The sequence below is a fragment of the Burkholderia sp. LK4 genome, from assembly GCF_001043615.1.
GTDB classification, from domain to species: Bacteria; Pseudomonadota; Gammaproteobacteria; order Burkholderiales; family Burkholderiaceae; genus Burkholderia; species Burkholderia cepacia.
In genome coordinates this window covers 54,055-74,852 of record NZ_LDUL01000037.1, presented here as the reverse complement: position 1 = coordinate 74,852, position 20,798 = coordinate 54,055, and the positions used below count along the sequence as shown (strand labels likewise).

17 protein-coding genes are annotated in these 20,798 nt (G+C 68.8%); 6 read left to right on the top strand and 11 right to left on the bottom strand.

What is annotated here, in order from left to right; genetic code table 11:
* Window positions 1–2: 2 nt before the first annotated feature.
* Window positions 3–422, bottom strand: coding sequence for an MbcA/ParS/Xre antitoxin family protein (locus VK92_RS19865; RefSeq protein WP_042972651.1), 420 nt, complete (start codon window positions 420–422; stop codon window positions 3–5).
* A 233-nt stretch (window positions 423–655) separates the two neighbouring features.
* Here VK92_RS19865 and VK92_RS19860 point away from each other — a divergent pair, with 233 nt between their 5' ends.
* Window positions 656–1,438: an ABC transporter substrate-binding protein gene (locus tag VK92_RS19860; protein WP_021156310.1), complete on the top strand. Its 783-nt coding sequence runs from the start codon at window positions 656–658 to the stop codon at window positions 1,436–1,438.
* Between the two features lie 1,131 nt (window positions 1,439–2,569).
* Window positions 2,570–2,956 carry a GtrA family protein gene (locus VK92_RS19855; protein WP_048022258.1) on the top strand — a complete coding sequence of 129 codons (387 nt, stop codon included), beginning with the start codon at window positions 2,570–2,572 and terminating at the stop codon, window positions 2,954–2,956.
* A gap of 28 nt (window positions 2,957–2,984) precedes the next feature.
* Here VK92_RS19855 and VK92_RS19850 read toward each other — a convergent pair whose 3' ends face one another.
* Both VK92_RS19850 and VK92_RS19840 read right to left on the bottom strand, forming a co-directional pair.
* The gene (locus VK92_RS19850) at window positions 2,985–4,466 is read right to left on the bottom strand and encodes a sigma-54 dependent transcriptional regulator (RefSeq protein ID WP_042972653.1); all 1,482 of its coding nucleotides are present in this window, start codon (window positions 4,464–4,466) and stop codon (window positions 2,985–2,987) included.
* A 452-nt stretch (window positions 4,467–4,918) separates the two neighbouring features.
* The gene (locus VK92_RS19840) at window positions 4,919–5,836 is read right to left on the bottom strand and encodes a metal-dependent hydrolase (protein WP_048022293.1); all 918 of its coding nucleotides are present in this window, start codon (window positions 5,834–5,836) and stop codon (window positions 4,919–4,921) included.
* A gap of 581 nt (window positions 5,837–6,417) precedes the next feature.
* Between VK92_RS19840 and VK92_RS19835 the strand changes: the two genes are divergently transcribed.
* The 3 genes from VK92_RS19835 (at window position 6,418) to VK92_RS19825 (ending at window position 9,415) form a co-directional block, all read left to right on the top strand.
* The gene (locus VK92_RS19835) at window positions 6,418–6,759 is read left to right on the top strand and encodes an FKBP-type peptidyl-prolyl cis-trans isomerase (RefSeq protein WP_021164331.1); all 342 of its coding nucleotides are present in this window, start codon (window positions 6,418–6,420) and stop codon (window positions 6,757–6,759) included.
* 35 nt (window positions 6,760–6,794) lie between these two features.
* The gene (locus VK92_RS19830) at window positions 6,795–7,568 is read left to right on the top strand and encodes a helix-turn-helix transcriptional regulator (RefSeq protein ID WP_048022253.1); all 774 of its coding nucleotides are present in this window, start codon (window positions 6,795–6,797) and stop codon (window positions 7,566–7,568) included.
* 398 nt (window positions 7,569–7,966) lie between these two features.
* Window positions 7,967–9,415 carry an MFS transporter gene (locus VK92_RS19825; RefSeq protein WP_048022251.1) on the top strand — a complete coding sequence of 483 codons (1,449 nt, stop codon included), beginning with the start codon at window positions 7,967–7,969 and terminating at the stop codon, window positions 9,413–9,415.
* A gap of 10 nt (window positions 9,416–9,425) precedes the next feature.
* On the opposite strand, the gene VK92_RS19820 is transcribed toward VK92_RS19825, so the two are convergent.
* Together VK92_RS19820 and VK92_RS19815 are read right to left on the bottom strand one after the other, a co-directional pair.
* Window positions 9,426–10,361 (bottom strand): hypothetical protein, encoded by a 936-nt coding sequence (locus tag VK92_RS19820; protein ID WP_048022249.1) that lies wholly within the window; start codon window positions 10,359–10,361, stop codon window positions 9,426–9,428.
* Between the two features lie 68 nt (window positions 10,362–10,429).
* A complete protein-coding gene (locus tag VK92_RS19815) occupies window positions 10,430–10,900 on the bottom strand; it encodes a winged helix-turn-helix transcriptional regulator (RefSeq protein ID WP_175851814.1) in 471 nt (156 codons plus the stop codon).
* Between the two features lie 153 nt (window positions 10,901–11,053).
* Here VK92_RS19815 and VK92_RS19810 point away from each other — a divergent pair, with 153 nt between their 5' ends.
* Window positions 11,054–12,289, top strand: a complete 1,236-nt coding sequence (locus VK92_RS19810; protein ID WP_048022246.1) for an MFS transporter — start codon at window positions 11,054–11,056, stop codon at window positions 12,287–12,289.
* 202 nt (window positions 12,290–12,491) lie between these two features.
* Here the strand turns inward: VK92_RS19810 and VK92_RS19800 are convergent, their stop codons facing one another.
* From VK92_RS19800 to VK92_RS19775, 6 genes are all read right to left on the bottom strand, one after another.
* Window positions 12,492–13,658: a glycosyltransferase family 4 protein gene (locus VK92_RS19800; RefSeq protein WP_027791034.1), complete on the bottom strand. Its 1,167-nt coding sequence runs from the start codon at window positions 13,656–13,658 to the stop codon at window positions 12,492–12,494.
* Window positions 13,658–14,842, bottom strand: a complete 1,185-nt coding sequence (locus tag VK92_RS19795; protein ID WP_048022243.1) for a glycosyltransferase family 4 protein — start codon at window positions 14,840–14,842, stop codon at window positions 13,658–13,660. Before VK92_RS19795 ends, VK92_RS19800 begins: the two co-directional genes overlap by 1 nt.
* Window positions 14,839–16,305 carry an O-antigen ligase family protein gene (locus tag VK92_RS19790; protein ID WP_048022241.1) on the bottom strand — a complete coding sequence of 489 codons (1,467 nt, stop codon included), beginning with the start codon at window positions 16,303–16,305 and terminating at the stop codon, window positions 14,839–14,841. The genes VK92_RS19795 and VK92_RS19790 overlap by 4 nt, the downstream gene beginning before the upstream one ends.
* A 10-nt stretch (window positions 16,306–16,315) precedes the next feature.
* On the bottom strand, window positions 16,316–17,452 hold the full coding sequence (locus VK92_RS19785) for a glycosyltransferase family 4 protein (protein WP_021163247.1): 1,137 nt from the start codon (window positions 17,450–17,452) through the stop codon (window positions 16,316–16,318).
* 49 nt (window positions 17,453–17,501) lie between these two features.
* Window positions 17,502–18,461, bottom strand: a complete 960-nt coding sequence (locus tag VK92_RS19780; protein WP_048022239.1) for a glycosyltransferase family 2 protein — start codon at window positions 18,459–18,461, stop codon at window positions 17,502–17,504.
* A gap of 64 nt (window positions 18,462–18,525) precedes the next feature.
* Window positions 18,526–20,751, bottom strand: a complete 2,226-nt coding sequence (locus VK92_RS19775) for a polysaccharide biosynthesis tyrosine autokinase (RefSeq protein WP_021163249.1) — start codon at window positions 20,749–20,751, stop codon at window positions 18,526–18,528.
* Between the last annotated feature and the right edge of the window lie 47 nt (window positions 20,752–20,798).

Below are 20,798 nucleotides of genomic sequence, written 5' to 3'. Positions count from 1 at the left end.
CGTCACGCCCAGCCACCTCGCATCGCGTCGAGATATTGGCGGACGGCGACCAGATCGCCGACATTGCCGGCGAGCATCCGGTCGAGTGCGCGCTTGCCGCCGAACGGCGCCGCGTCGTTGGGCCGCTTGACCCACGCATCGGCCGCGGCAGGCTGCGGCAGCAGGATCTGCAACGCCTTGTAGATGCCGAGCAGCAGCGATAGCCGCTCGAGCGTATCGCGCGGCAGCCGCGCCGATTCCGGCGTGGCCTTCCACTTGAAGAACGTCGAACGGCCGGGCGACCCGAGCAGCACGATCTGTTCGTCGATCGTCAGTTCCCAGTCGCGCGCGATGTTGAAAAACGCACGCAGGCCGGCCGCCGACATCTGCGCGACCGAGGCCTGCGGCGGGGAGGAATGCGATTCGTAGGCGGGCTGTGACATGATCGTTAGTCTCGAAACGAATTTACTAACAAGATTAGTCCATTTTCGTATTTTTGCAAGGGTCGGCACCCGGCGACTGATTCACGCATCCGGCAAAACGATATTTTTTGTCCATTCTGGACTCTGATTTTATTTTCTGCGTTAATGGCCGTGCGGACACCGCGCGCAGATGCGGCTCGGGTCCGTGAAACCGTGTCGCACAGAACCGGAAGCACCCCGCCAAGGAACGCACCATGAAGAGACTGATTGCCGCTGTTTCGATCGCCCTGCTCGCGGTATCCGCAGGCCCCGCCGTCGCGAAGGACTGGACCACCATCCGCTTCGGCACCGACGCCAGCTACGCGCCGTTCGAGTCGAAGGCGCCCGACGGCAAGCTCGTCGGCTTCGACATCGACCTCGGCAACGAGATCTGCGCGCGCCTGAAGGCGAAGTGCGTGTGGCTCGAGAACGATTTCGACGGGATGATTCCGGCGCTGAAGGCGAAGAAGTTCGACGCGGTGCTGTCGTCGATGTCGATCACGCCGCAGCGTGCGCAGCAGATCGGCTTCACGACGAAGATCTACAACCAGCCGACGCGGCTCGTCGTGAAGAAGGGCTCGCCGCTGCTGCCGACGGCCGAATCGCTGAAGGGCAAATCGATCGGCGTCGAGCAGGGCACGACGCAGGAAACGTACGCAAAGGCGTACTGGGGCAAGCAAGGCGCGAACGTCGTGTCGTACCAGAACCAGGACGGCGTGTACGCGGACCTGACCTCGGGCCGCCTCGACGCGGCGCTGCAGGATGAAGTACAAGCCGCGATCGGGTTCCTGAAATCGTCGCGCGGCGCGAACTACACGTTCGTCGGCCCGGAGCTCGTCGACGAGAAGGTGCTCGGCATCGGCGCCGGCATCGGGCTGCGCAAGGAAGACACCGACCTGAAGGCGAAGATCGACGGCGCAATCCTCGACATGGTCAAGGACGGCACCTACAAGCGGCTCGCGTCGAAGTACTTCGACTTCGACATCTACGGCGGCTGAAACGGCGTCGCGCGCGTACGGGCGCCACTCCCGTCGCGCGCGTCCGACCGCCCCTCCCCTCACCACCGGACGGCAACGGCATGACGCCGTTTGCCGTCGCATCGAATGCATCATCCGTCGCACGCGCGGCAAGACCCTCGCACTTCATTCGGATTGCAGATCAATCGTTCGCGGCGACGATGCCCGGCACGAACGGATATCGCGCGGCTTCGGTCAATAGGCGAAGACCGGGCGTCGAGGTACCGGCGCCCGAGCGCACATGCCCTTGCGAATCGGGTTCGCGTGCAGGAAAGTACCGACCCGGCGTGGATGACCGGCAATCAGCCGGATCCGCCTCGCACCGGGCGCGGAGAGATGGCCTGTCGATGCATGCCGGCCGGCCGAGAGAGCGACATGCGACCGGCGATGCTCAGCATCACTGCGATCGCGGCCTGCCGGCCGCGGCGTGTGGCGATCGTTCATTTTTCTACCCCGTGTCAGTCTGATGGTTGTTCCGGCAACCGGACCAGGCCGGTGCCCCGACGATCAGGCGACGACGCTCCGTGCTCGCCGGAACGCGGCTGTTGCGCCGCGCTCCGCCGCCGCATCCCCGCGGACCGTGTCCTGGCCGGTACTGACAGGGTTCGCTGCCGAACCGGACGGACCGTGCATCGTCGACTTTCGCACGCCCACTTTCGCAAGGAGCGGGCCAGCTTCGCGCGAGCCCGTCCGGACAAGGGGCCGGCCGGGCAGCGTGGCGGCCGGCACGGGTGCCGAATGCGGGAAGTTACGAAACTGAAACACGCGGCGCGCGGCACGCGCGAGCAACGTGGCGGCCCTGGCTTGCCGGATAAGGCTGAACAATGAAGCACGGCATTTTTACCGATGGACGGCCGGCCGTTCACGCCGATTCGCCGCGAAAATTCGCATGGCCGCCGACGCGAAATGTTTCATGCGCTTTACATGTCGCCGGCAGCACGCGGGCCGCGGGTTGCCCGCGCCATCCATCCGCCAGTGCCGGACCGGCCGGGCGCACGGCTATACTGCGAAACCGGCGCGCGTCGTGTTCGCATCGGCGCCTCCGGCCGGCGGATGCCGTGCCGCACGACGACGCCCACACGCCGCCCCACCGCCCGAACGATCGCCCCGCCGATGATCCATACCCTCTATATCGCCGAACGCGCCAGACTGATTCGCTTCGGTGTGTCGGGCCTCGGTTCGACCGCGCTGCATGCGTTGATCGCGGCCGCGATGTTCGCGCTGTTCGACGCGACGCCCGTGACCGCGAACGCGGTCGCGTTCGCCTGCTCGACCGCGTTCTCATATCTCGCCAACACGCTGTGGAGTTTTTCGTCGCCCGTGACGTGGGGCAACTTCATGCGCTTTCTCGCCGTCGCGATGGTCGGCCTCGTCGTGACGATGCTGCTTGCGCACGGCGCCGTGGCGCTCGGGCTGGCGCGCGCGTGGAGCGTCGTCGCGGTCGTGCTGTGCGTACCGCCCGTCACGTTCGTGCTGCACCGGCTCTGGACCTATCGCTGAACCGGCCCACGCGTCGCACGTGCGCCGCTCAGCCGACCCGCTGATGCCCCGCGTCGCCGGACGGCGCGCCGTCGTGCCCGCCGTTGTCGCCGTTCCCGCCGTTGTTGTCGTGATCGTTCAGCCCGTGCTCGATCATCATCCGGTAGAGCGTCACGCGCGAAATGCCGAGTTCGGCGGCGGCCTTGTTGATGCGGTGATCGTTGCGCAGCAGCGCATTCTCGATTGCGGTGCGCTCGGCGAGCGCCCGCGCCTGTTCGAGCGTCACGGGTTCGGTTTCGCCCGGCGTATCGAGCCCGAGATCGTGCGGCGTCAGCAGCCGGCTCTCGGCCATCACGATCGCGCGCCGCACGCGGTTGATCAGCTCGCGCACGTTGCCGGGCCACTCGTAGCGCCGCATCGCGTCGAGCGCGGCCGACGTGAAGCCGCTGATCTTGCGGCCGCTATCGGCCTTGTATTTCTGCAGTACGTAGTGCGCGAGGATGTCGATGTCCTTGCCGCGCGCGCGCAGCGGCGGCTCGTGGATGCGCAGCACGCACAGGCGGTGATACAGGTCGGCACGAAAGCGCCCGGCCTCGACCGCGCCGTCGAGATCCACGTGAGTGGCCGAGATGATCCGCACGTCGACTGGAATCGATTCCTGCCCGCCGAGCCGCTCGATCTTCCCTTCCTGCAGGAAGCGCAGCAGGCTCGCCTGGCTTTCGACCGGCATGTCGCCGATTTCGTCGAGAAACAGCGTGCCGCCGTTCGCCGATTCGATCCGGCCCGCGCGCCGCTGGTTCGCGCCGGTGAACGCGCCGCGCTCGTAGCCGAACAGTTCCGACTGCAGCAGGTGATGCGGAATCGCGCCGCAATTGATCGCGATGAACGGCCCCTTGCCGCGGCCGGAACGCTCGTGAATCGCGAGCGCCGTCAGCTCCTTGCCGGTGCCCGACTCGCCCGAGATGAACACGCTCGCGTCCGTCTTCGCGACCTTGCGGATCGTGCTGAACAGCTGCTGCATCGCCTCGCAGTTGCCGATCATCCCGTGCTCGCCGATCGACGCCGCGTAGGCCGCGCCATCGACGCGATCGAGCGCGGCCATCCCGCGCGCGTGGCCGAGCACGTGCGAAATCCACTCGTACGGCAACGGAAGGGTCACGTAGTCGAAGCAGTAGCTGCGGATCAGCTCGCGCACGGCCGGGCCGATCGTGACACCGGCCTGGGCGATGGAAATCCAGCCGATCGACGGCTGGCTCAGGCACGCCTTCAGCGCGGGATACTCGCGCGACGTGAACCCGGAGAAATCGACCAGCCCGGCGGCGACGCTCACGCCGGACGTCATGTTCTGCGCGGCGCCGGCGGTCTTCGCGACGGAGATTTCCCAGCCCAGCCCGCGCAGTTGCGCAAGCAACGGCTCGTCGGGCGAACGCATGATCACGAACAGCTTGCGTCCATCCTCGGGCGCGGTGACGGACACATGCGTCATCTCGGGCACCGTGTGCCCGTTTGCCTCAGGTGACCTAGCAACCATCGTTGTTCCCCGCTTGGCATTGGTATCGCGCGCCCGGCTCGCCGCCGCTTGCGACGAACCTCGATCGAACCGACATATTGGCCGCATTTCCGTCCGAATAAAATCCCCTCGTGCATGAATCGCGCGTGAGGTGGACAGTGTCATCAACGGTATATCGATGTGGCCGGCGCGCGGCTAGATGGGTGTTATCCCGGTGGCGTGCGCGGCGCGCGCGGTCCACGGGCGGCCACGCGACGCGCAAAGCCGCGCCGGTGCTGGCGCTCGGCGTTCGCGGGCGATGCGGCACCGACAGGATCGGCCCGGCCGCGCATGCGTGCGCGGCCGGTCGACCGGCCGCCGGGATGCCCGCCCGGCCGGTTCGAATTGATTTCGGTCAATCGTCAGAGGAAGCCGGCTGATGCAGGAACGCAACACGCCCGGCCGATGCCGCGCACGCCGGCGCAGCGGCGGGATCAGCGGCCCGATGCGAGGGGCGCCGGCGCGTTCGCACGGCCACGGCCGGCCGGCGTGACGCCGTGTTCGCCGTAGGTGGCGGCAAGCGCGTCGACGCGCGCGAGATGGTGATGATTGTCGTGATCCCACGGATGGAAGCCCGGCCGGAAGAAGCTCAGCCATTCGCCGGCGATGCGCGGGAACAGCCCGCGGCGCGGCCCGTACAGGAACGCGATCATCCGCAGCATGCCGCGCACGTGATGGCCGGCGCCGCGATCGCGCCACAGCAGCGTCGCGTGCATCAGGAACACGGTCGGCCAGAACGTCAGCGTCGTCAGCAGATACACGCCGATGCGGATCAGGTAACGACGCAGCCCCGGCGCCATCGCGGTGTTCCACACGTCGAACGACACGGCCTTGTGCTCGGTTTCCTCGAGCGCGTGCCAGATCCACATCTGGCGGTAGCCTTCGACCGAACCCTCCAGGCGCGTCGGGTCGCGCAGCAGCCAGTCGGCAAGCATCGCCGTGTAGTGCTCCGCCGCGACCGTGTGCGCGAGCTGCACCGAATGCGGCAGCTTGCGCTTCATGTAGCCGAGCACCGCCCACACACGCTTGTCGAGCTTGCGCGCGGGCAGGTGGTTCGCCTGCATCAGCTCGTTGTACTCGATGTGCTCGCGCGTGTGCATCGCCTCCTGGCCGATGAAGCCGAGCACCTGCTGCTTCAGCACGGGATCGTCGATCCGGTCGCGATAGTTGCGCACCGAATCCATGAAGAAACGCTCGCCGGCCGGGAACAGCAGCGACAGCGCGTTGAAGAAATGGGTCACGTGCGACCCGAGGCCATGCCAGTCCTTCGCGCGTTCGACCGGCAGGTCGAAGCGCAGGTCGCGGCGCACCGGCATGATCCCGGCTGCGGTGGCGGAAGCGGCTGACTTCATGTTCATCGTTCTCCTGGTTCCGGAGCGGCCCGGCGCGTCGTCCGACGCGGCCGGCGCGGGCCCGGGCGGCACATCGCGCACCGCCAAAATCTTGACATCGACAGCTGTAAAGATAGGCCGCCCGCGGCGACGCGCGCAAGCCGCGCGGTAGATGCGCGCTTCCAAACAGGGCACGGTCGAAAAGGCGGAAAAAACGGCGATCGAACGGCGTCCGGACACGGCGGGATTCGAACGCACGTGAACGCACGCGAGCCGTTCGCGGCAGTCGGCCGTGCATCGCAGCGGTGGCCCGGAAGCCCCGCATGGCGGGCATTTCACGGAATCCGGCAACCCAGCGTGGCATGCGGCCGAGCTCCCCGGTAGCACCGATTCATACACGTGTCGCACTCGCGCGGTGCAACCTCGGTCGCGGGGCGGGCCGGAAATTCAAACGCGCGTTCCATTTGCGTTCCGCGCGATCGCGGCCGCGACGGCCCGCCGCCGTCCGCGATACGCGTGCGACCGGCCGAAAGCCATGAGCGGCGGCCCGCAGCGCGCTCGCCTACAATAGCGGTTTTACCCATCCTTTTTCAGGAGAAGTCATGTCTGTCATCACGACCGAATCGGGCCTCAAATACGAAGACCTGACCGAAGGCACCGGCGACGCAGCGCAAGCCGGCCAGACCGTCAGCGTCCACTACACGGGCTGGCTGACCGACGGTCAGAAATTCGATTCGAGCAAGGATCGCAACGACCCGTTCGCGTTCGTGCTCGGCGGCGGCATGGTCATCAAGGGCTGGGACGAAGGCGTGCAGGGCATGAAGGTCGGCGGCGTGCGTCGCCTGACGATCCCGCCGCAACTCGGTTACGGCCCGCGCGGCGCAGGCGGCGTGATTCCGCCGAATGCGACGCTCGTGTTCGAAGTCGAACTGCTCGCCATCTGACACGGCACACGAGCCCCCGGCTGACGCGCCGCCCCGTGGCACACCTTCCGTCCCCCACCGTCGCGCTGCAACGCTACGACACGCTCGAAGCGTCGGACGTGCACGACTTTCACCAGATCGTGCTCGGCATCGACGGCGCGATGGTGATGGCGGTGAACGGCGTCAGCCAGCGTCTCGACCGGCACCGCGCCTGGCTGGTTCCAGCCGGCGCGCGCCATGATTACGCGGGCCTCGGCGAGAATCGCCAGCTCGTGCTCAATCTTCCCCTCGCGTCACTCGCGGTGCCGCAGCGGCTGTTCGACAGCGCGCGCGCCGTGGCAATCGATCCGGCCCTGACGTCACTGGTCGCGCAGATCGCGGCGGCGGCCGCGCAATTCGAAGCGCCCGCCGCCGACGCGCCGCATGCGGCCGCGCACCGTTTCCAGTGGCAGGCCGCCGCCCGGCTGTGCGGCGCGCTGATCGACGAACGCGACATCGCCGCGCCCGCATCGGGCCTCGATTTCGCGCGCATCGACCGCTGGCTGCGCGCGCGGCTCGCCGAGCCGCTGCGCATCGCCGATCTCGCCGCGCACTGCGGCTACGGGATGCGCCGCTTTCATCAACTGTTCGTCGATGCGTTCGGTGAAACGCCGCATCGCTACCTGCAGCGGCTCAGGCTCGACGCGGCCGTGATCCTGCTCGCGGATGGCCGGTATCCGCTCGTCGATATCGCCGGGATGGTCGGCTTCGCGGATCAAAGCACGTTTACGCATGCGTTCACGAAGCGCTTCGGCGTTGCGCCGGGTCGCTGGCGCGGCGAGCGGCATTGAACGCCGCCAAGGTTCCGCGCTGAGCGCACGTCAACACGGGTCGTAGCGGCACGGTTGGGCACGCGGCGCTCACGTCGGCCCGAGCAGCATTCTTCGCTCCTGCTTCGTTCTTGCTTCGTTCTTGCTTCGTTCTTGCTTCGTTCTTGCTTCGTTCTTGCTTCGTCCCTGCTTCGTCCCCGCTTCGTTCCCGCTTCGTTCCCGCTTCGTTCCCGCTTCGTTCCCGCTTCGTTCCCGCTTCGTTCCCGCTTCGTTCCCGCTTCGTTCCCGCTTCGTCCCCGCTTCGTCCCCGCTTCGTCCCCGCTTCGCCCCGCTCGCCGCCCTGCTGCTTCGTTCCCGGCGCTTCGACGCTTCACGTCCCGCTGAAACATCGCCGGCCGGCCGCGCCCTACGATTGGCGCATGGACACGACCCTCCCCTCCTCCGCCTTCCCGCCCGCGCTCGCCCGCGTCGTCGCGACCGTCAGCACCGGTTTCGTCGTCACGCAGCTCGACGTGACGATCGTCAACATCGCGCTCGCGCATCTCGCCGGCGACCTGCGCTTGCCCGTCGCCGGCCTGCAGTGGGTCGTCGATGCGTACACGCTCGCGTTCGCGGTACTGATGCTGTCGGGCGGCGCGCTCGGCGACCGCTTCGGCGCGCGCCGCCTGTACATCGCCGGCCTCGTGCTGTTCGCGCTTGCGTCGCTCGCATGCGGCGCCGCAACCGCGCCCGCGATGCTGATCGCGGCGCGCGCACTGCAAGGCGTCGGCGCCGCGGCGATGCTGCCCAATTCGCTTGCCCTGCTCAACGACGCGTGCCGGCACGACCCGCGCCTGCGCGCGCGGGCCGTCGGCTGGTGGACGGCGGCCGGGTCGATTTCGATCGCGGCCGGCCCGGTCGTCGGTGGCCTGCTGATCGCGGCGTGGGGCTGGCGCGGCATCTTCCTCGTGAACCTGCCGCTGTGTGCGGCCGGGCTGGCGGCCGCCTTCGCGTGGATACCTGCGCGCCGTGCGGCGGCAACGCCGGCCGCGCCATCCCGCTCCGTCCGCGCACTCGACCTGCGCGGCCAGCTCATCGCGATCGCGATGCTGACCGCGTTGACCGGCGCCGTGATCGAATGGCGTCCGCTCGGCTTCACGCATCCGGTCGTCGCCGGCGGTTTCGCGCTGGCGGCGCTCGCCGCGCTCGCATTCGTCGCGGTGGAAACGCGGACGGCCACGCCGATGCTGCCGCTGTCGCTGTTCCGCCATCGCACGTTCAGCGCGGCCGTGCTGTTCGGGATCTGCGTAAACCTCACGTACTACGGCACCGTGTTCGTGCTCGCGCTGTACCTGCAGCGCGCACGCGGCGAGTCGGCGTTGCAGGCCGGCCTCGCGTTCCTGCCGCTGACGGGCGGCTTCCTGCTGTCGAACCTCGCGAGCGGCCGCGTCGTGGCGCGCCACGGCCCGCGCGCGCCGATGCTGGCGGGCGCGCTCGTCGCCGCGTTCGGCTACGGATCGCTGCACTTCATCGACGCGTCGACGCCGCTGGCCGTCCTGCTCGTGCCGTTCCTGCTGATTCCGTCGGGCATGGGTTTCGCGGTGCCGGCGATGACGACCGCCGTGCTCGCGTCGGTCGCGCCCGAACGGGCCGGCATCGCGTCGGCCGTGCTGAATACCGCGCGGCAGGCCGGCGGCGCGATGGGCGTGGCCGCGTTCGGCGCACTCGCCGGCGGCGGCGGCGCGGCGCAGGTCGTGGACGGGTTGCGGATCGAAACGGCCGTGTCGGTCGCGCTGCTGGTCGCCGCCGCGCTGCTCGCGACGCTGGTGCGGCCCGATGCGCATCGCGGCGCATCGTCCGTGCGTCAGGCCGTGCCGGCGGCCGATTGAACGGCTGCGGTCATGCGTCGCCGGGATCCCGCTGGATCAGGTGACGCCACGGAAACACGTTGCCCTTGAAGTGACTCACGTAACCGCCGCTGCCGGCCTGGATCACCATGAACGACAGCCGCGGATGCAGCGCCTGCAGCGCTTCGAGCGCCTCCCGGTCGAGGCAGGTGTTTCTCAGCGTCAGCCTGCGGAGCCGCTGGCCGGCGCGGCTCTTCAGCAGGCGCTCGTAGGCGTCGAACGACGTCACGCTGCCGGCGTCGCGCTCGCGCTTCCACGTCGAATGCAATGCGGTCGACTCGGAGAAATCGAGCCAGCCGAGCGACGGCAGGTTGTCGCAATCCGCCAGGCGATCGATGAACTGCTGCGTGTCGTCCCCGCCGCCGATGCGCAGCCGCTCGAGATGCGCAAGCGGCACATCGAAGAAACGCGCATCGGGCGCGTTCGGCACCGTCAGCTCGGCGAGATACGGCGCCTTCGCGGCAAAGCGGGCAATCTCGCCGCCTTCCTGCATGATCAGGTCGCGGCGCACGATCATCGACTGGTTGTGATCGGCCGGCTCGGTCGGCCGCACATACAGCGAGCGCAGCATCGGGAAGCGCGCATCCGAATCGAGCAGCGGCCCGAAATCCCATTCGCGCGTACCGTTCGCCCCTTCGTCGATGCCGCTGAACGCGAGGTCGGTCACGAGATCCGCGACGTCCCGCAACGCCAGACACTGCAGCGTCCAGTCGAACGGTTCCTCCCAGGCGCCGCCGAAGTACCGGACGTGCAGCCCCGCCCGCATCGGCGCGACCGTGACATGGTTGAAATCGGTCTGCCACAGCGGCTCCGCGGGATCGGCATGGTCGCGCCCGTCCTCGGCGCCCTCGCGCTCGCAGAAATCGTGAATGCGCCGCTGCAGGTCGAGCAACAGCCGATAAGCGGCGGAATCCAGCGGATGGGACATGGCGATGCAGCTCCGGTCGGCGACGATCGCGACAGTCTATCCGACCGTGCAGCCGTCGCGCACGACGCTCATCGCCGCCGTGCGCCCGTTTCGTCGCCGACCTTCCTCACGACCGTCTCGCCCGCCTTCACCGGCCGGCCGTCGTCGTGGCGCAGCGCGAGCTTGCGGATCGCGCGCCCCGTGTGGCGGTCGACCAGCACCGAATGCGGCTCGCCTCGCGCGAACAGGTTCGCCTCGCCCCACTGCCGCAGCATCACGATCACCGGGAACAGCCCTTCGCCCTTCCTGGTCAGCACGTACTCCTGATACGCGCTGCCGTCCGACGCCGGCACGACGTCGAACACGCCCGCATCCACGAGCATCCTGAGCCGGTCGGACAGGATGTTGCTCGCGACGCCGAGGCTCGCGCGGAAATCGCCGAACCGGCGCACTCCGTCGAACGCATCGCGCACGATCAGCAATGCCCAGCGATCGCCGACGATATCGGTCGCCCGCGCCACCGGGCACGGCGAATCCGCAAGACTTTTCTGCCTGGCCATGTGCCTCTCCGCAATCTTGCCGGCCGCCTTTTCGGCAACACCGGCCATCCGTGCACGGACATCTCGCCCGCCGCACAACAGGTTGCATTTTAAAACTACTTTTCCTACACTCACACCAGTTTCAATTTGCAACTACTTTGCGCGAGGAAATCCATGGCGTCTTCCTGTCGTTCCGGCACCGTTGCATCGAACGCATCCGCGCCTGCCGCGCATCCGGCCGCAGTCGGCACCCTGTCCACGGCGCGCGTCGCGACGCTGGCCGTCTGCTGCGCGGCCAGTGTCGCGAATGTCTACTACGCGCAGCCGCTGCTCGATTCGATCGCGCGGGATTTCGGCGTTTCGCAGGCAGCCGTCGGCGGCGTCATCACCGCGACGCAGCTCGGCTGTGCGCTCGCGCTGCTGTTCGTCGTGCCCCTCGGCGACCTGCTGAACCGCAAGCGCCTGATCGCCGTGCAGCTCCTGCTGCTGACGGCAGCCTGCATCGGCGTCGCCGTATCGTCGACGCGCATCGCGCTGCTGGCAGGGATGGTCGCGGTCGGGCTGCTCGGCACCGCGATGACGCAAGGGCTGATCGCGTGCTCGGCCGCGCTCGCGGGCGCCGGCGAACGCGGGCGCGTGGTGGGCGCCGCGCAAGGCGGTGTCGTGGTCGGGTTGCTGGCCGCACGCTCGCTGGCCGGCGTCGTCACCGACATCGCGGGCTGGCGGGCCGTCTATCTGGTATCCGGCGCGCTCGCGATCGCCATGCTCGCCGTGCTGTCGCGACTGTTGCCGGACGAGAACGGGCCGCGCGAGCGCATCGGCTACGCGGCGCTGCTGCGATCGATGGTGTCGCTGCTGCGCGACGAACGCGTGCTGCGCGTGCGCGGCGCGATCGCGCTGCTGATGTTCGCGGCATTCAGCATCTTCTGGAGCGCACTGGTGCTGCCGCTGAGCGCGCCGCCGCATGCGATGTCGCATACACAGATCGGCGCCTTCGGCCTCGTCGGCGCACTGGGCGCGGCGGCCGCCGCTCGCGCGGGCCGGCTCGCGGATCGCGGGCGCGGCGAAGCGACGACCGGCGCCGCGCTCGCGCTGCTCGCGTGCTCGTGGCTGCCGCTCGCGTTCGGCGATTCGTCGATTGCATGGCTGGTGGTCGGCATCGTGCTGCTCGACGTCGGCGGGCAGGCCGTCCACGTCGTCAACCAGAGCATGATCCTCGGCACGCGGCCCGATGCGCACGCGCGCCTCGTCGGCTGCTACATGCTGTTCTATTCGGCCGGCAGCGGGCTCGGCGCGATTGCATCGACGATGATGTATGCGCGCGCCGGATGGTCGGGCGTCTGCGTGCTCGGCGCGGTCGTGAGCGTGGCGGCGCTCGGCGTCTGGGCCGCGACGCTCAGGCGCACGTGACGCGTGCCGGCGTCGCGCATCGGATAGGGAGAACGAGCCGGCCCTGCGCAGGCGGCCGGCACGCGAACCGGCCGCGCATGCGCGCCGGTTCGGCTTCCCGTTCGGCTTCCCGTTCGGCTTCCCGTTCGGCTTCCCGTTCGGCTTCCCGTTCGGCTTCCTGTTCGGCTTCCCGTTCAGCGCGCCGATTGCGCGCCACGGGCGCTCAACCTGCCGCCCGGATCGCCTCTTCGTACACGCCGGCCACGCGCCGCGCGATCACCGCGTTGTCGAAATGATCGCGTGCATAGCGCTTGCACGCGGCCTCGTCGGGCAGCGTGATCGCGCCCGACAGCGCGGCACCGAGCCCTTCCGCGATCGCGTCCGCGCCGGTGGACGGCAGCACGAGATCGTCGGACAGCCCGGCCACCGCCTCCGGCAACCCGCCGACCGGCGTGACCAGCACGGGCGTGCCGGACGCGAGCGATTCGACGGTGATCAGCCCGAAGCCTTCGAGCGCGACCGTCGGCACGACGCTGACCGTCGCCGCGCGGTACAGCGCGGCGAGATGGTTGTCCGGCACGAAGCCGAGCAGCTTCACGTTGTCCTGCAGGCCTGCCGCATCGATGCGCTGCTGCAGTTCCTCGCCGATCTTGCCCTTGCCGGCGATCAGCAGCAGCACGTCCGGGTGACGGTGCTTGAGGAGGCCGATCGCGTCGATCAGGTCCTCCAGCCCCATGCGCCGCACGAGCCGGCGCACGGCCAACACGATCGGCCGGTCCTGCGGCAGTTGCAGCTTGTGCCGCGCCTCGGCGGGCGTGAGCGGCGTGTCGAACTGCGCGGTATCGACGCAACCGGGAATCACGCGCACACGCGACGGATCGATCCCGTAGCGGTTCGTCAGGATCTGGCCGAACGCCTGCGACAGCACGATCAGCCGCGACGAACGCGTATAGACGGCCTGCTCGAGATAACGCTTCGCGCGCTGGCCGAGCGACGCGGCGCCCTCGACCTGGCTTTCGTCGGCCCACGGCCCCTGGAAGTGCGACACCTGCGGAATCCCGCGCGTGACGTCGAGGCCCGGGAACGTGTACAGCGCGAAGTGCGACGAGATCACGTCCGGCCGCTCGCTGCGGATCTCCTCGCGCAGCGCGCGCCGCGCGGCGAGCATGCGGCGCGCGAGCGGCTCCGATGCGGGGCCGAAGCCCTGGATCGCGCCGCCCGTGTCGTCGGCGACCTTCTGCGAGCCGGCGACGAGCCCGCGCACCTCGACGCCCGCGCCCGGCAGCGCGCCGACGAGCGAGTAGTACATCCGGTCGAGGCCGCCCGCTCGTTCGGGGAACCAGTGCATGCCGATCTGCAACGATTTGATCGGCCGGGAAGAGTGGGACATTACGATTGCTCCTGCGTCACTGCATGCTCGACCCGCTCGAAGGCGGACGGCTGCGTGGGTTGGCCGATGCGCCGGTAGAGCGCGACATACTGGGCGCCCATGTGCGCCCAGCCGAAACGGGTCATCAATTCGCGTGCCGCGTCGCCCATCGCGCGGCACGTGTCGCGCGACGCCGCGAGCGAGCCGATCGCCTGCGCGAGCGCGGCCGGATCGTCCGGGTCCTCCAGCACGATCCCGCATTCGCGCGTGATGATTTCCGCGCCGCCCGCCGTACGCGCGGTGACGACCGGCAGCCCGGCCGCCATCGCTTCCAGCAGCGACAGGCTCATCGCTTCGTAGCGCGACGGGAACACGTAGGCGTCGACCGAGCGCATCAGCGTCGGCATGTTTTTCACGAGGCCGAGGAAATGCACGCGCGCATCGATGCCGAGCGCGCGCGCCTCTTCCGGATACGGGCTGCCGGGCAGGTAACCGGCCACCGCCAGGTGCACGTTCGCGGGCAGCTTCGTCAGCGCCTTCAGCACCGTGCCGAGGTTCTTGCGCGGCGTGCGCAGGTCGCCGACGAACAGCAGCAGGAACGCGTCGTCCGGCAGCTTGAACGCCGCACGGTCGGCCTGCGCACCGGCGAACGCGCTGCCGTCGACGCCGTTGTAGATCACGCTGATCTTGCGGCTGTCGATGCCGAGCCCGGCGATCTCGTCGGCCACCTTCTGCGACACGGCGGTAATCGCGCGCGACCGCTTGTACGCCCAGCGCTCGAGCGTGGTGTTCACGCGCGTATAGACATACTGATAGGCCGACCACAGCCCCTTCGTCGGCCCGAACGGATAGTACGGACTCTTGAACCAGCCGCCGTGCACGAAGTGCGCGGTATTGACGTCGGCCTTGATCCACGAGATAAAGCCGTTCACGTGCAGCACGTCGTATTCGCTGCGGTGCGCGCGCAGCCAGGCCGCGCTCTTCAGCGCGAACACCTGCTGCTTGACGAGATTCGACGGCCAGAAGCCGCCGACCTTCACCGGCACCCAGCGCACGCGCGGGTCGGCCAGCAGCTCGGGCGCGACGTGCGACGCGACCAGCGTGACCTCGTAGTTCTCGGCCAGCGCCGCGCGCGCGATTTCGTAATTGACGCGGCCCTGGCCGTCGTTATGTCGCACGACGTGCGTGACGATCGCGATTCTCAATGGTCGCCTCCCCGTGAATGCGCGGCGGCCAGCAGGCGTTGTGCCTTTTGCCAGTGCGCCGCGGCTAGTATCGAAAAAATGGCTGTGAACATCAGCAGGCCGCCCGTGCCGATCAGCGAGTTCGTGAACACGAGCATCGCGAAGGTCGACAGGCACAGGCTCAGGCACGCGCCGACGAACTTGTCGTTGCGCAGCTTGAATGCCGCGCGCAGCGTGCGGCCGAACAGCATCACGACGCCGGAGAGATACAGCAGCGTGCCGGGCCAGCCGAGCACGAACGGCACGTTCATCACGCCGCTGTCGAAGCTGCCGTACTTGCCGAGCTCGCCGCTGTCGCTCGACAGCTTCGTGGATGCACCCGTCGCGCCCATCCCCTCGCCGGCGACGTCGGTGAACGCCGTCTGCGCGAAGGTGGCGTAGAACTTGTTGCGGTCGTCGTAGCTGCGGTCGTCCTTCAGGTTCGTGATCGACTGCAGACGCGCGCCGAGACGGTCGGCCACCGGCCCGACGGTCAGGAGCGGCACGCACAGCCCGACCAGCACGACGCCGCTGATCAGGATCCGCATCCGCACGCGGTTGCTCGACTGCACGAGCTGGATCGCGAGCGCGATCACCCAGCCGCCCCAGGTCGAGCGCACGAGACACAGCGCGAACGACACGAAGCCGGCCGCGCCCGCGAACCAGCGGATCTTCTGCGGCGCGGCGAACACGAACACCAGCGCGCCCATGATCGCGAACGCGAACGGCCCGGACGAATTCATCGTGCTGAACACGCGCACGCCGTACGGCACCGGCTCGCCCTGCGAACCCATGTCGGAGCCGATCATCCACAGCACGTCCCACTGCGGCATCACGAAGTACTGCACGACGCCGTACAGGCCCATCACGAGCATGCCCCACATGAACGTGGACAGCAGCACGTCGCGGTATTCGGGATAGTCGCGGGCGTTGACCATGATGTGAAAACCGATCAGCACCGGGTACACCCAGTTCGCGAGGTCGTAGGTCGCGGCCATCACGCCGCTCGACACGATCCCGACGAGGTACGCGTACGCGAGCCCGAACAGCATCAGCAGGATCGGGATGCCGCGCCGCTGCGCGAGCACGCGGTAATGCCGGATCAAGCCCAGGCCGGCGATCATCGTCACCGCGAGCGGCGCGACCTGGATCAGGCTCGTCGGCGTGAACGCGCCCTTCGACCAGTCGGCGAGACGCCGCACTTCCGGGCTCAGGAACCACACCCACCACATGAAGCCGACGTAGCGCGCCGGACTCTTGAAATACAGCCAGATGCCGACCGCGATGGCCAGCACCGGAAACGCGAGCGTCAGCACCTTGCCCTGGTGAATGGCAATCAGCGCGGCGGTGAAGGACCACAGCCCGGCCTGCCCGACCCAGTGCTTCCGCTCGGGCAGCCAGCTGCGGTGGCGCGACGGTGCGCGTTCGGCGGCAATCGTACTCATCGATCCGCTCTCACCGCGACGACGGGCGCGAATCCGCGAGCGGCATCGCGAGGCCCGCCGCCGCCGGCGTCCGGCGCCGGCGCAGCATGTCGCGCGTGATCCGCACGTGCTGCTCGGCGAACGCCTGCGTGGTCAGGTCGCGCTCGCGCAGGCACGCGGCGGCGGCCCGCGCGCAGCCCAGCGCCGCGACCGGATCGGCCGCGAAGCGATCGGCGGCCTGGCGCATCGCCTGCGCGTCGAAGGCCGGCACGTAGGCGGCCGTATCGTGCGGGAAGTAGTCGCTGAGGCCGCCGACGTCGGACACGATCATCGGCTTGCCGACCGCGGCCGCCTCGAGCATCACGGTGATGCCCGACGCGTGGAAATTCGGCCGCAGCGGCACGACGATCACGTCGGCCCATGCGTACAGTTCATGCTGCTTCGCGAGCCCCGACGCCGAGCCGATCTTCACGTTCGGCGCATGCCACTCGCGCGGCACGCGGCGCCGGGTGGCCAGCCGCACGTCGTAGCGCGCATCGCCGCCGAACGCGGCGAGGAACGTGCGCCAGTCGCGGTCGCGGTCGTTGCCGATCGCCGCGATCCGCAGCGGCCGGTTCGGTTGCCATTGCTGCGGCTCGACGATCGGGAAATCCTGCGTGTTCAGCCCGTAGTAGACAAACTCGGCTTCGCGGCCGAGATAACGGCGGCACAGGTCGGCGTTGTCGCGGGCCAGCGTGGTCAGCGCGTCGGCGCGCGCGATCAGCTTGCGGTACAGCCAGCGGCGCGGGCCGCCGAAGCTGCCCCACTTGTCGAACAGCCACACGCTCTGCGCGAGCAGCAGCGGACGTTTGCCCTGCTCGCCGGCCAGCTTCAGGATCAGCGACGCCGCAAGGTGCTCCTGCTCCGTGTGCGTCCAGATCACGTCGGTGTTCAGCAGCGCGGCACGGTTGCGCCATGCATGCACGACGTCGAAGCCGAGCGCCGCCTTCAGCGCGCGGCGCGCGAGGCTGGCGACGCGGCTCTCGCCGCCGTCCTGCGAATAGGTCAGCCGGAATTCGTCGGATTCGGCGTGGTGATAACCGTACAGGCAGCCGATGTTCTCGCCTTTCCGGTAGGTACGCGGATCGGCGCCGTGGAACAGATGGACATGAACCTTGGTTGCAGTCATTCGAGCCCTTCTCCGGGTTCGGCCGCGCGGCGTTGCGCGCGCGGCTCGTTCAAGACGTCACCGGCGGCATCGCCGCACGGTGGGGGGCAAGGTTCGCGCGGCGGGCATCGCGCGCGCCGCGGCGCACCGCGCGCCACTGCTCGCGGATCCGCTCGCGCTTCGCCGTATGCAGCGACAGCAGCACGTGCGCGAGGCCCGGGTAGACGCGCGTACCGACCAGCGTCCACCACCACCACGCGATTTCGCGCCGCACGGGCGGCAGGTGCTCGCGCAGGATCAGGTGCAGGTTGTACGCGCCGTTGCTGATCGCATTCAGCGACGCGGCATCGCGCCGGTCGTCGTCGAAGCGTTCCGCCGGAAAATGATCGACCGCGATCGCCGGGTCGTAGACGAGCTTCCAGCCGTTGCGCTGCACGTGCATGCTGAAACCCATGTCGTTGTGCACCTGCGCACCGGCGCCGCGCAGCCGCGTGTCGAAGCGCAGCCGCTCGATCGCGGCGCGGCGGTAGCTCATGTTCGCGCCTTTCAGCATGTCGACTTCGCGCATGCCGCCGACGCCGAGGTGATGGTTGCCGACGATCTTGCCGGACAGCGTGAGCCGGCCGACGAGCTCGCGCGATTCGTCGAGCACGCGGCCCTTCTCGTGCACCCAGTCGCGCCCGCCGACCGCGCCCACGCGCGGGTCGGCCTCGAACGCCGACTCGACGCGGGCGAGCCAGTCGGGATGGGGTGCCGCGTCGTCGTCGGTGATCGCGACGATGTCGCCGTTCGCCGAGTCGAGCCCCTTGTTCAGCGCGGCGACCTGGCCCGGCACATCGACCGGCACGATGCGCAGCGGCAGCGCGCCGCCGACCGCCGGATCGGCGAGCCGTTCGTGCGTGGCATCGTCCTCCGGGCGCGCGACGACGATCACCTCGTCGGGCAGCCGCTGCTGCCGCTGCAGCGCCAGCAGGCAGCGCGCGAGGTCGGCGGGGCGCCGATAGGTCGGAACGAGCACGGAAATTTTCATCGTTGGTTCTCCTGTCGACCGGGCAGGCGGCACGCGCGGCCCGCCCGGTTACGTGCGATTCGGATCAGGCGCTCAGGTATTCATGCACGGCCGCATAACCGCGGCCGTAGCCGCGCGCCTTCGGCGGCACGCCGTTGAAGATCCCGCCTTCCAGATCGACGCCCGCGGTACGCAGGCGCTTGATCGCGTCGGCGATCTCGCCTTCGGTATGCATGCCCGAGCGCAGCACGAGGAACGTCGAGCCGGCCATGCGGCCGATGATGGTCGCGTCGGTCACCGCCAGCACCGGCGGCGAATCGATCAGCACGACGTCGTAGCGCTTGCCGAGCCCTTCGAGGTATTGCGGCAGGCGCGTCGACATCAGCAGCTCCGACGGGTTCGGCGGGCGCGTGCCGGCCGAGATGAACGACAGGCCCTGCACCGGCGTCTCGCGCACCGCGTCCTCGAGCGCCGACTGGTCGCTCAGCAGCTCGGACAGGCCCGGCTGCGACGTGAGGCCGAAGTAGCGGTCGAGCAGGCCGCGGCGCATGTCGGCGTCGATCAGCAGCACGCGCTTGCCCGAATGCGCGAGCAGCACCGCGAGGTTGACCGTCAGGAAGCTCTTGCCGATGCCGGGCGTCGGGCCCGTCAGCACGATCACGCGGTTCTTCGCGTCCATCATCGCGAACTGCATCGCGGTGCGCAGGCTGCGCAGGCTCTCGACGCTCAGATCCTTCGGACGCAGGCTCGCGAGGATCGGCCGTGTGCGGCTGCCGCCCTTCTCGGCCGCCGCGTCGAGCTTCACCTGTTCGGCGCTTTGCGGCACCAGCCCGTACAGCGGCAGGTTGAACGTGCGCTCGATGCGGTCGGGGTCCTCGATGCCCTGGAACAGGTTGCGGCGCAGGAACACGACGCCGGTGCCGAGGATCAGCCCGAGGAACACCGCGGCCGACAGGATCAGCACCTTCTTCGGCTTGACCGGGTCGCCCGGACGCAGCGCGGAGTCGACGAGGTGGATGTTGCCGCCCGTGCCGGCCTTCTGCACCGACAGCTCCTGCACGCGGTTCAGCAGCAGCACGTAGATGTCCTCGGCGACCTTCGCGTCGCGCTGCAGCTGGACGGCCTTCACTTCGGTGGCCGGCAGGCTGCGGAAGCGGTTGCTGAACTTGTCCTTCTCGCCCTGCAGCTCGGCGAGCTGCTGCTTGGCGGCGATCACCATCGGGTGCGAATCGGTGAAGCGCTGCGCGAGCGACGCGAGCTGCAGGCGCTGTGCGGCGATCTGCTGCTCGTACTGCACGCTGCCCTCGAGGTAGACCTTCGCCTCGTCGCTCGCGTTGATCGAGCCCGACGTGCGCTGGTACTGCGTCAGCGCGGCTTCCGCCCGTTCGAGGTCGGCCTTCAGGCGCGGTTCCTCGCCCTTCAGGAAGTCGAGCATCTTGGTCGCTTCGGCCTGCTTCGCGACCACGTGCTGGTTCAGGTACGACTGCGCGAGCGCGTTCGCGATCGCGGCGGTCTGGTCCGGGTCCTTGCCTTCGAGCGAGATCTGCACGACGCCCGTCTGCTTGCCCTGCTCGGTCACCTGGATGCCGGCCTGGAACCCGCTGATCGCGTCGAGATCGTTGTAGCGGACCACCGTGAACTGCGTGCCGGGGCGCGCGACGAGCTTCGACACGAGCAGCGTCACGCCGCCGCCCTGCGTCGATTCGCCGACCTGGCCCGACAGCAGCCGCGTGCCGTTCTGGTCGACGAGCGAATAAGTGCCGTTCGGGCCGGCCGTCAGCGTCAGCTTCTTGCCTTCGAGCGCGGGCACGACGCTGATCGAATCGACGTCGGCGACTTCACCGCCCCATGCATACGATTTCAGGCCGAGCCACGGCCGCGACGGCGTGCCCGGCGTCGCGACACGCGCGGCGAGACTGCCGATCAGCGGCAGCGTCTTCGGCACGACCGAGAAATTCAGCTTGAACTGGTCGACCACCGGCGCGACGACGCCGCGGCTCTTGATGATCTCGATTTCCGCGTCGGTCTGCGCCTGCTGCGGGCCGCTGTTGATCGTCGCGCCGGTCTGCGTCTGCGTGAGCGCCTGCGACGTGTTGTCGTTGCTCTCGACCCGCACGTGCACGTCGGCCTGGTACACCGGCTTCGCGACGTAGCAGTAGAGGCCGGCGAGCGCGACGACCGTCACCGCGATGCCGAGCAGCAGCCAGATGTCGTCCATGATCACCTGGAGCAACTGGCCGAGGACGACGTCCTCTTCCTCGGTTTTCACGGACAGATCCGCGTAGGAGTGTTTCGCTTGCGTGTTCACCATTCGTTCCCGCTTGAGTGGTGCCGGGGCGGAGGTGCCGCCCCGGCGGG

What these genes read in the sequence shown, in the direction of transcription:
- VK92_RS19865 (WP_042972651.1), bottom strand. Translation starts at nt 422, where the DNA reads ATGTCACAGCCCGCCTACGAATCGCATTCCTCCCCGCCGCAGGCCTCG.
- VK92_RS19860 (WP_021156310.1), top strand. Translation starts at nt 656, where the DNA reads ATGAAGAGACTGATTGCCGCTGTTTCGATCGCCCTGCTCGCGGTATCC.
- VK92_RS19855 (WP_048022258.1), top strand. Translation starts at nt 2,570, where the DNA reads ATGATCCATACCCTCTATATCGCCGAACGCGCCAGACTGATTCGCTTC.
- VK92_RS19850 (WP_042972653.1), bottom strand. Translation starts at nt 4,466, where the DNA reads ATGGTTGCTAGGTCACCTGAGGCAAACGGGCACACGGTGCCCGAGATG.
- VK92_RS19840 (WP_048022293.1), bottom strand. Translation starts at nt 5,836, where the DNA reads ATGAAGTCAGCCGCTTCCGCCACCGCAGCCGGGATCATGCCGGTGCGC.
- VK92_RS19835 (WP_021164331.1), top strand. Translation starts at nt 6,418, where the DNA reads ATGTCTGTCATCACGACCGAATCGGGCCTCAAATACGAAGACCTGACC.
- VK92_RS19825 (WP_048022251.1), top strand. Translation starts at nt 7,967, where the DNA reads ATGGACACGACCCTCCCCTCCTCCGCCTTCCCGCCCGCGCTCGCCCGC.
- VK92_RS19820 (WP_048022249.1), bottom strand. Translation starts at nt 10,361, where the DNA reads ATGTCCCATCCGCTGGATTCCGCCGCTTATCGGCTGTTGCTCGACCTG.
- VK92_RS19815 (WP_175851814.1), bottom strand. Translation starts at nt 10,900, where the DNA reads ATGGCCAGGCAGAAAAGTCTTGCGGATTCGCCGTGCCCGGTGGCGCGG.
- VK92_RS19810 (WP_048022246.1), top strand. Translation starts at nt 11,054, where the DNA reads ATGGCGTCTTCCTGTCGTTCCGGCACCGTTGCATCGAACGCATCCGCG.
- VK92_RS19800 (WP_027791034.1), bottom strand. Translation starts at nt 13,658, where the DNA reads ATGTCCCACTCTTCCCGGCCGATCAAATCGTTGCAGATCGGCATGCAC.
- VK92_RS19790 (WP_048022241.1), bottom strand. Translation starts at nt 16,305, where the DNA reads ATGAGTACGATTGCCGCCGAACGCGCACCGTCGCGCCACCGCAGCTGG.
- VK92_RS19785 (WP_021163247.1), bottom strand. Translation starts at nt 17,452, where the DNA reads ATGACTGCAACCAAGGTTCATGTCCATCTGTTCCACGGCGCCGATCCG.
- VK92_RS19780 (WP_048022239.1), bottom strand. Translation starts at nt 18,461, where the DNA reads ATGAAAATTTCCGTGCTCGTTCCGACCTATCGGCGCCCCGCCGACCTC.
- VK92_RS19775 (WP_021163249.1), bottom strand. Translation starts at nt 20,751, where the DNA reads ATGGTGAACACGCAAGCGAAACACTCCTACGCGGATCTGTCCGTGAAA.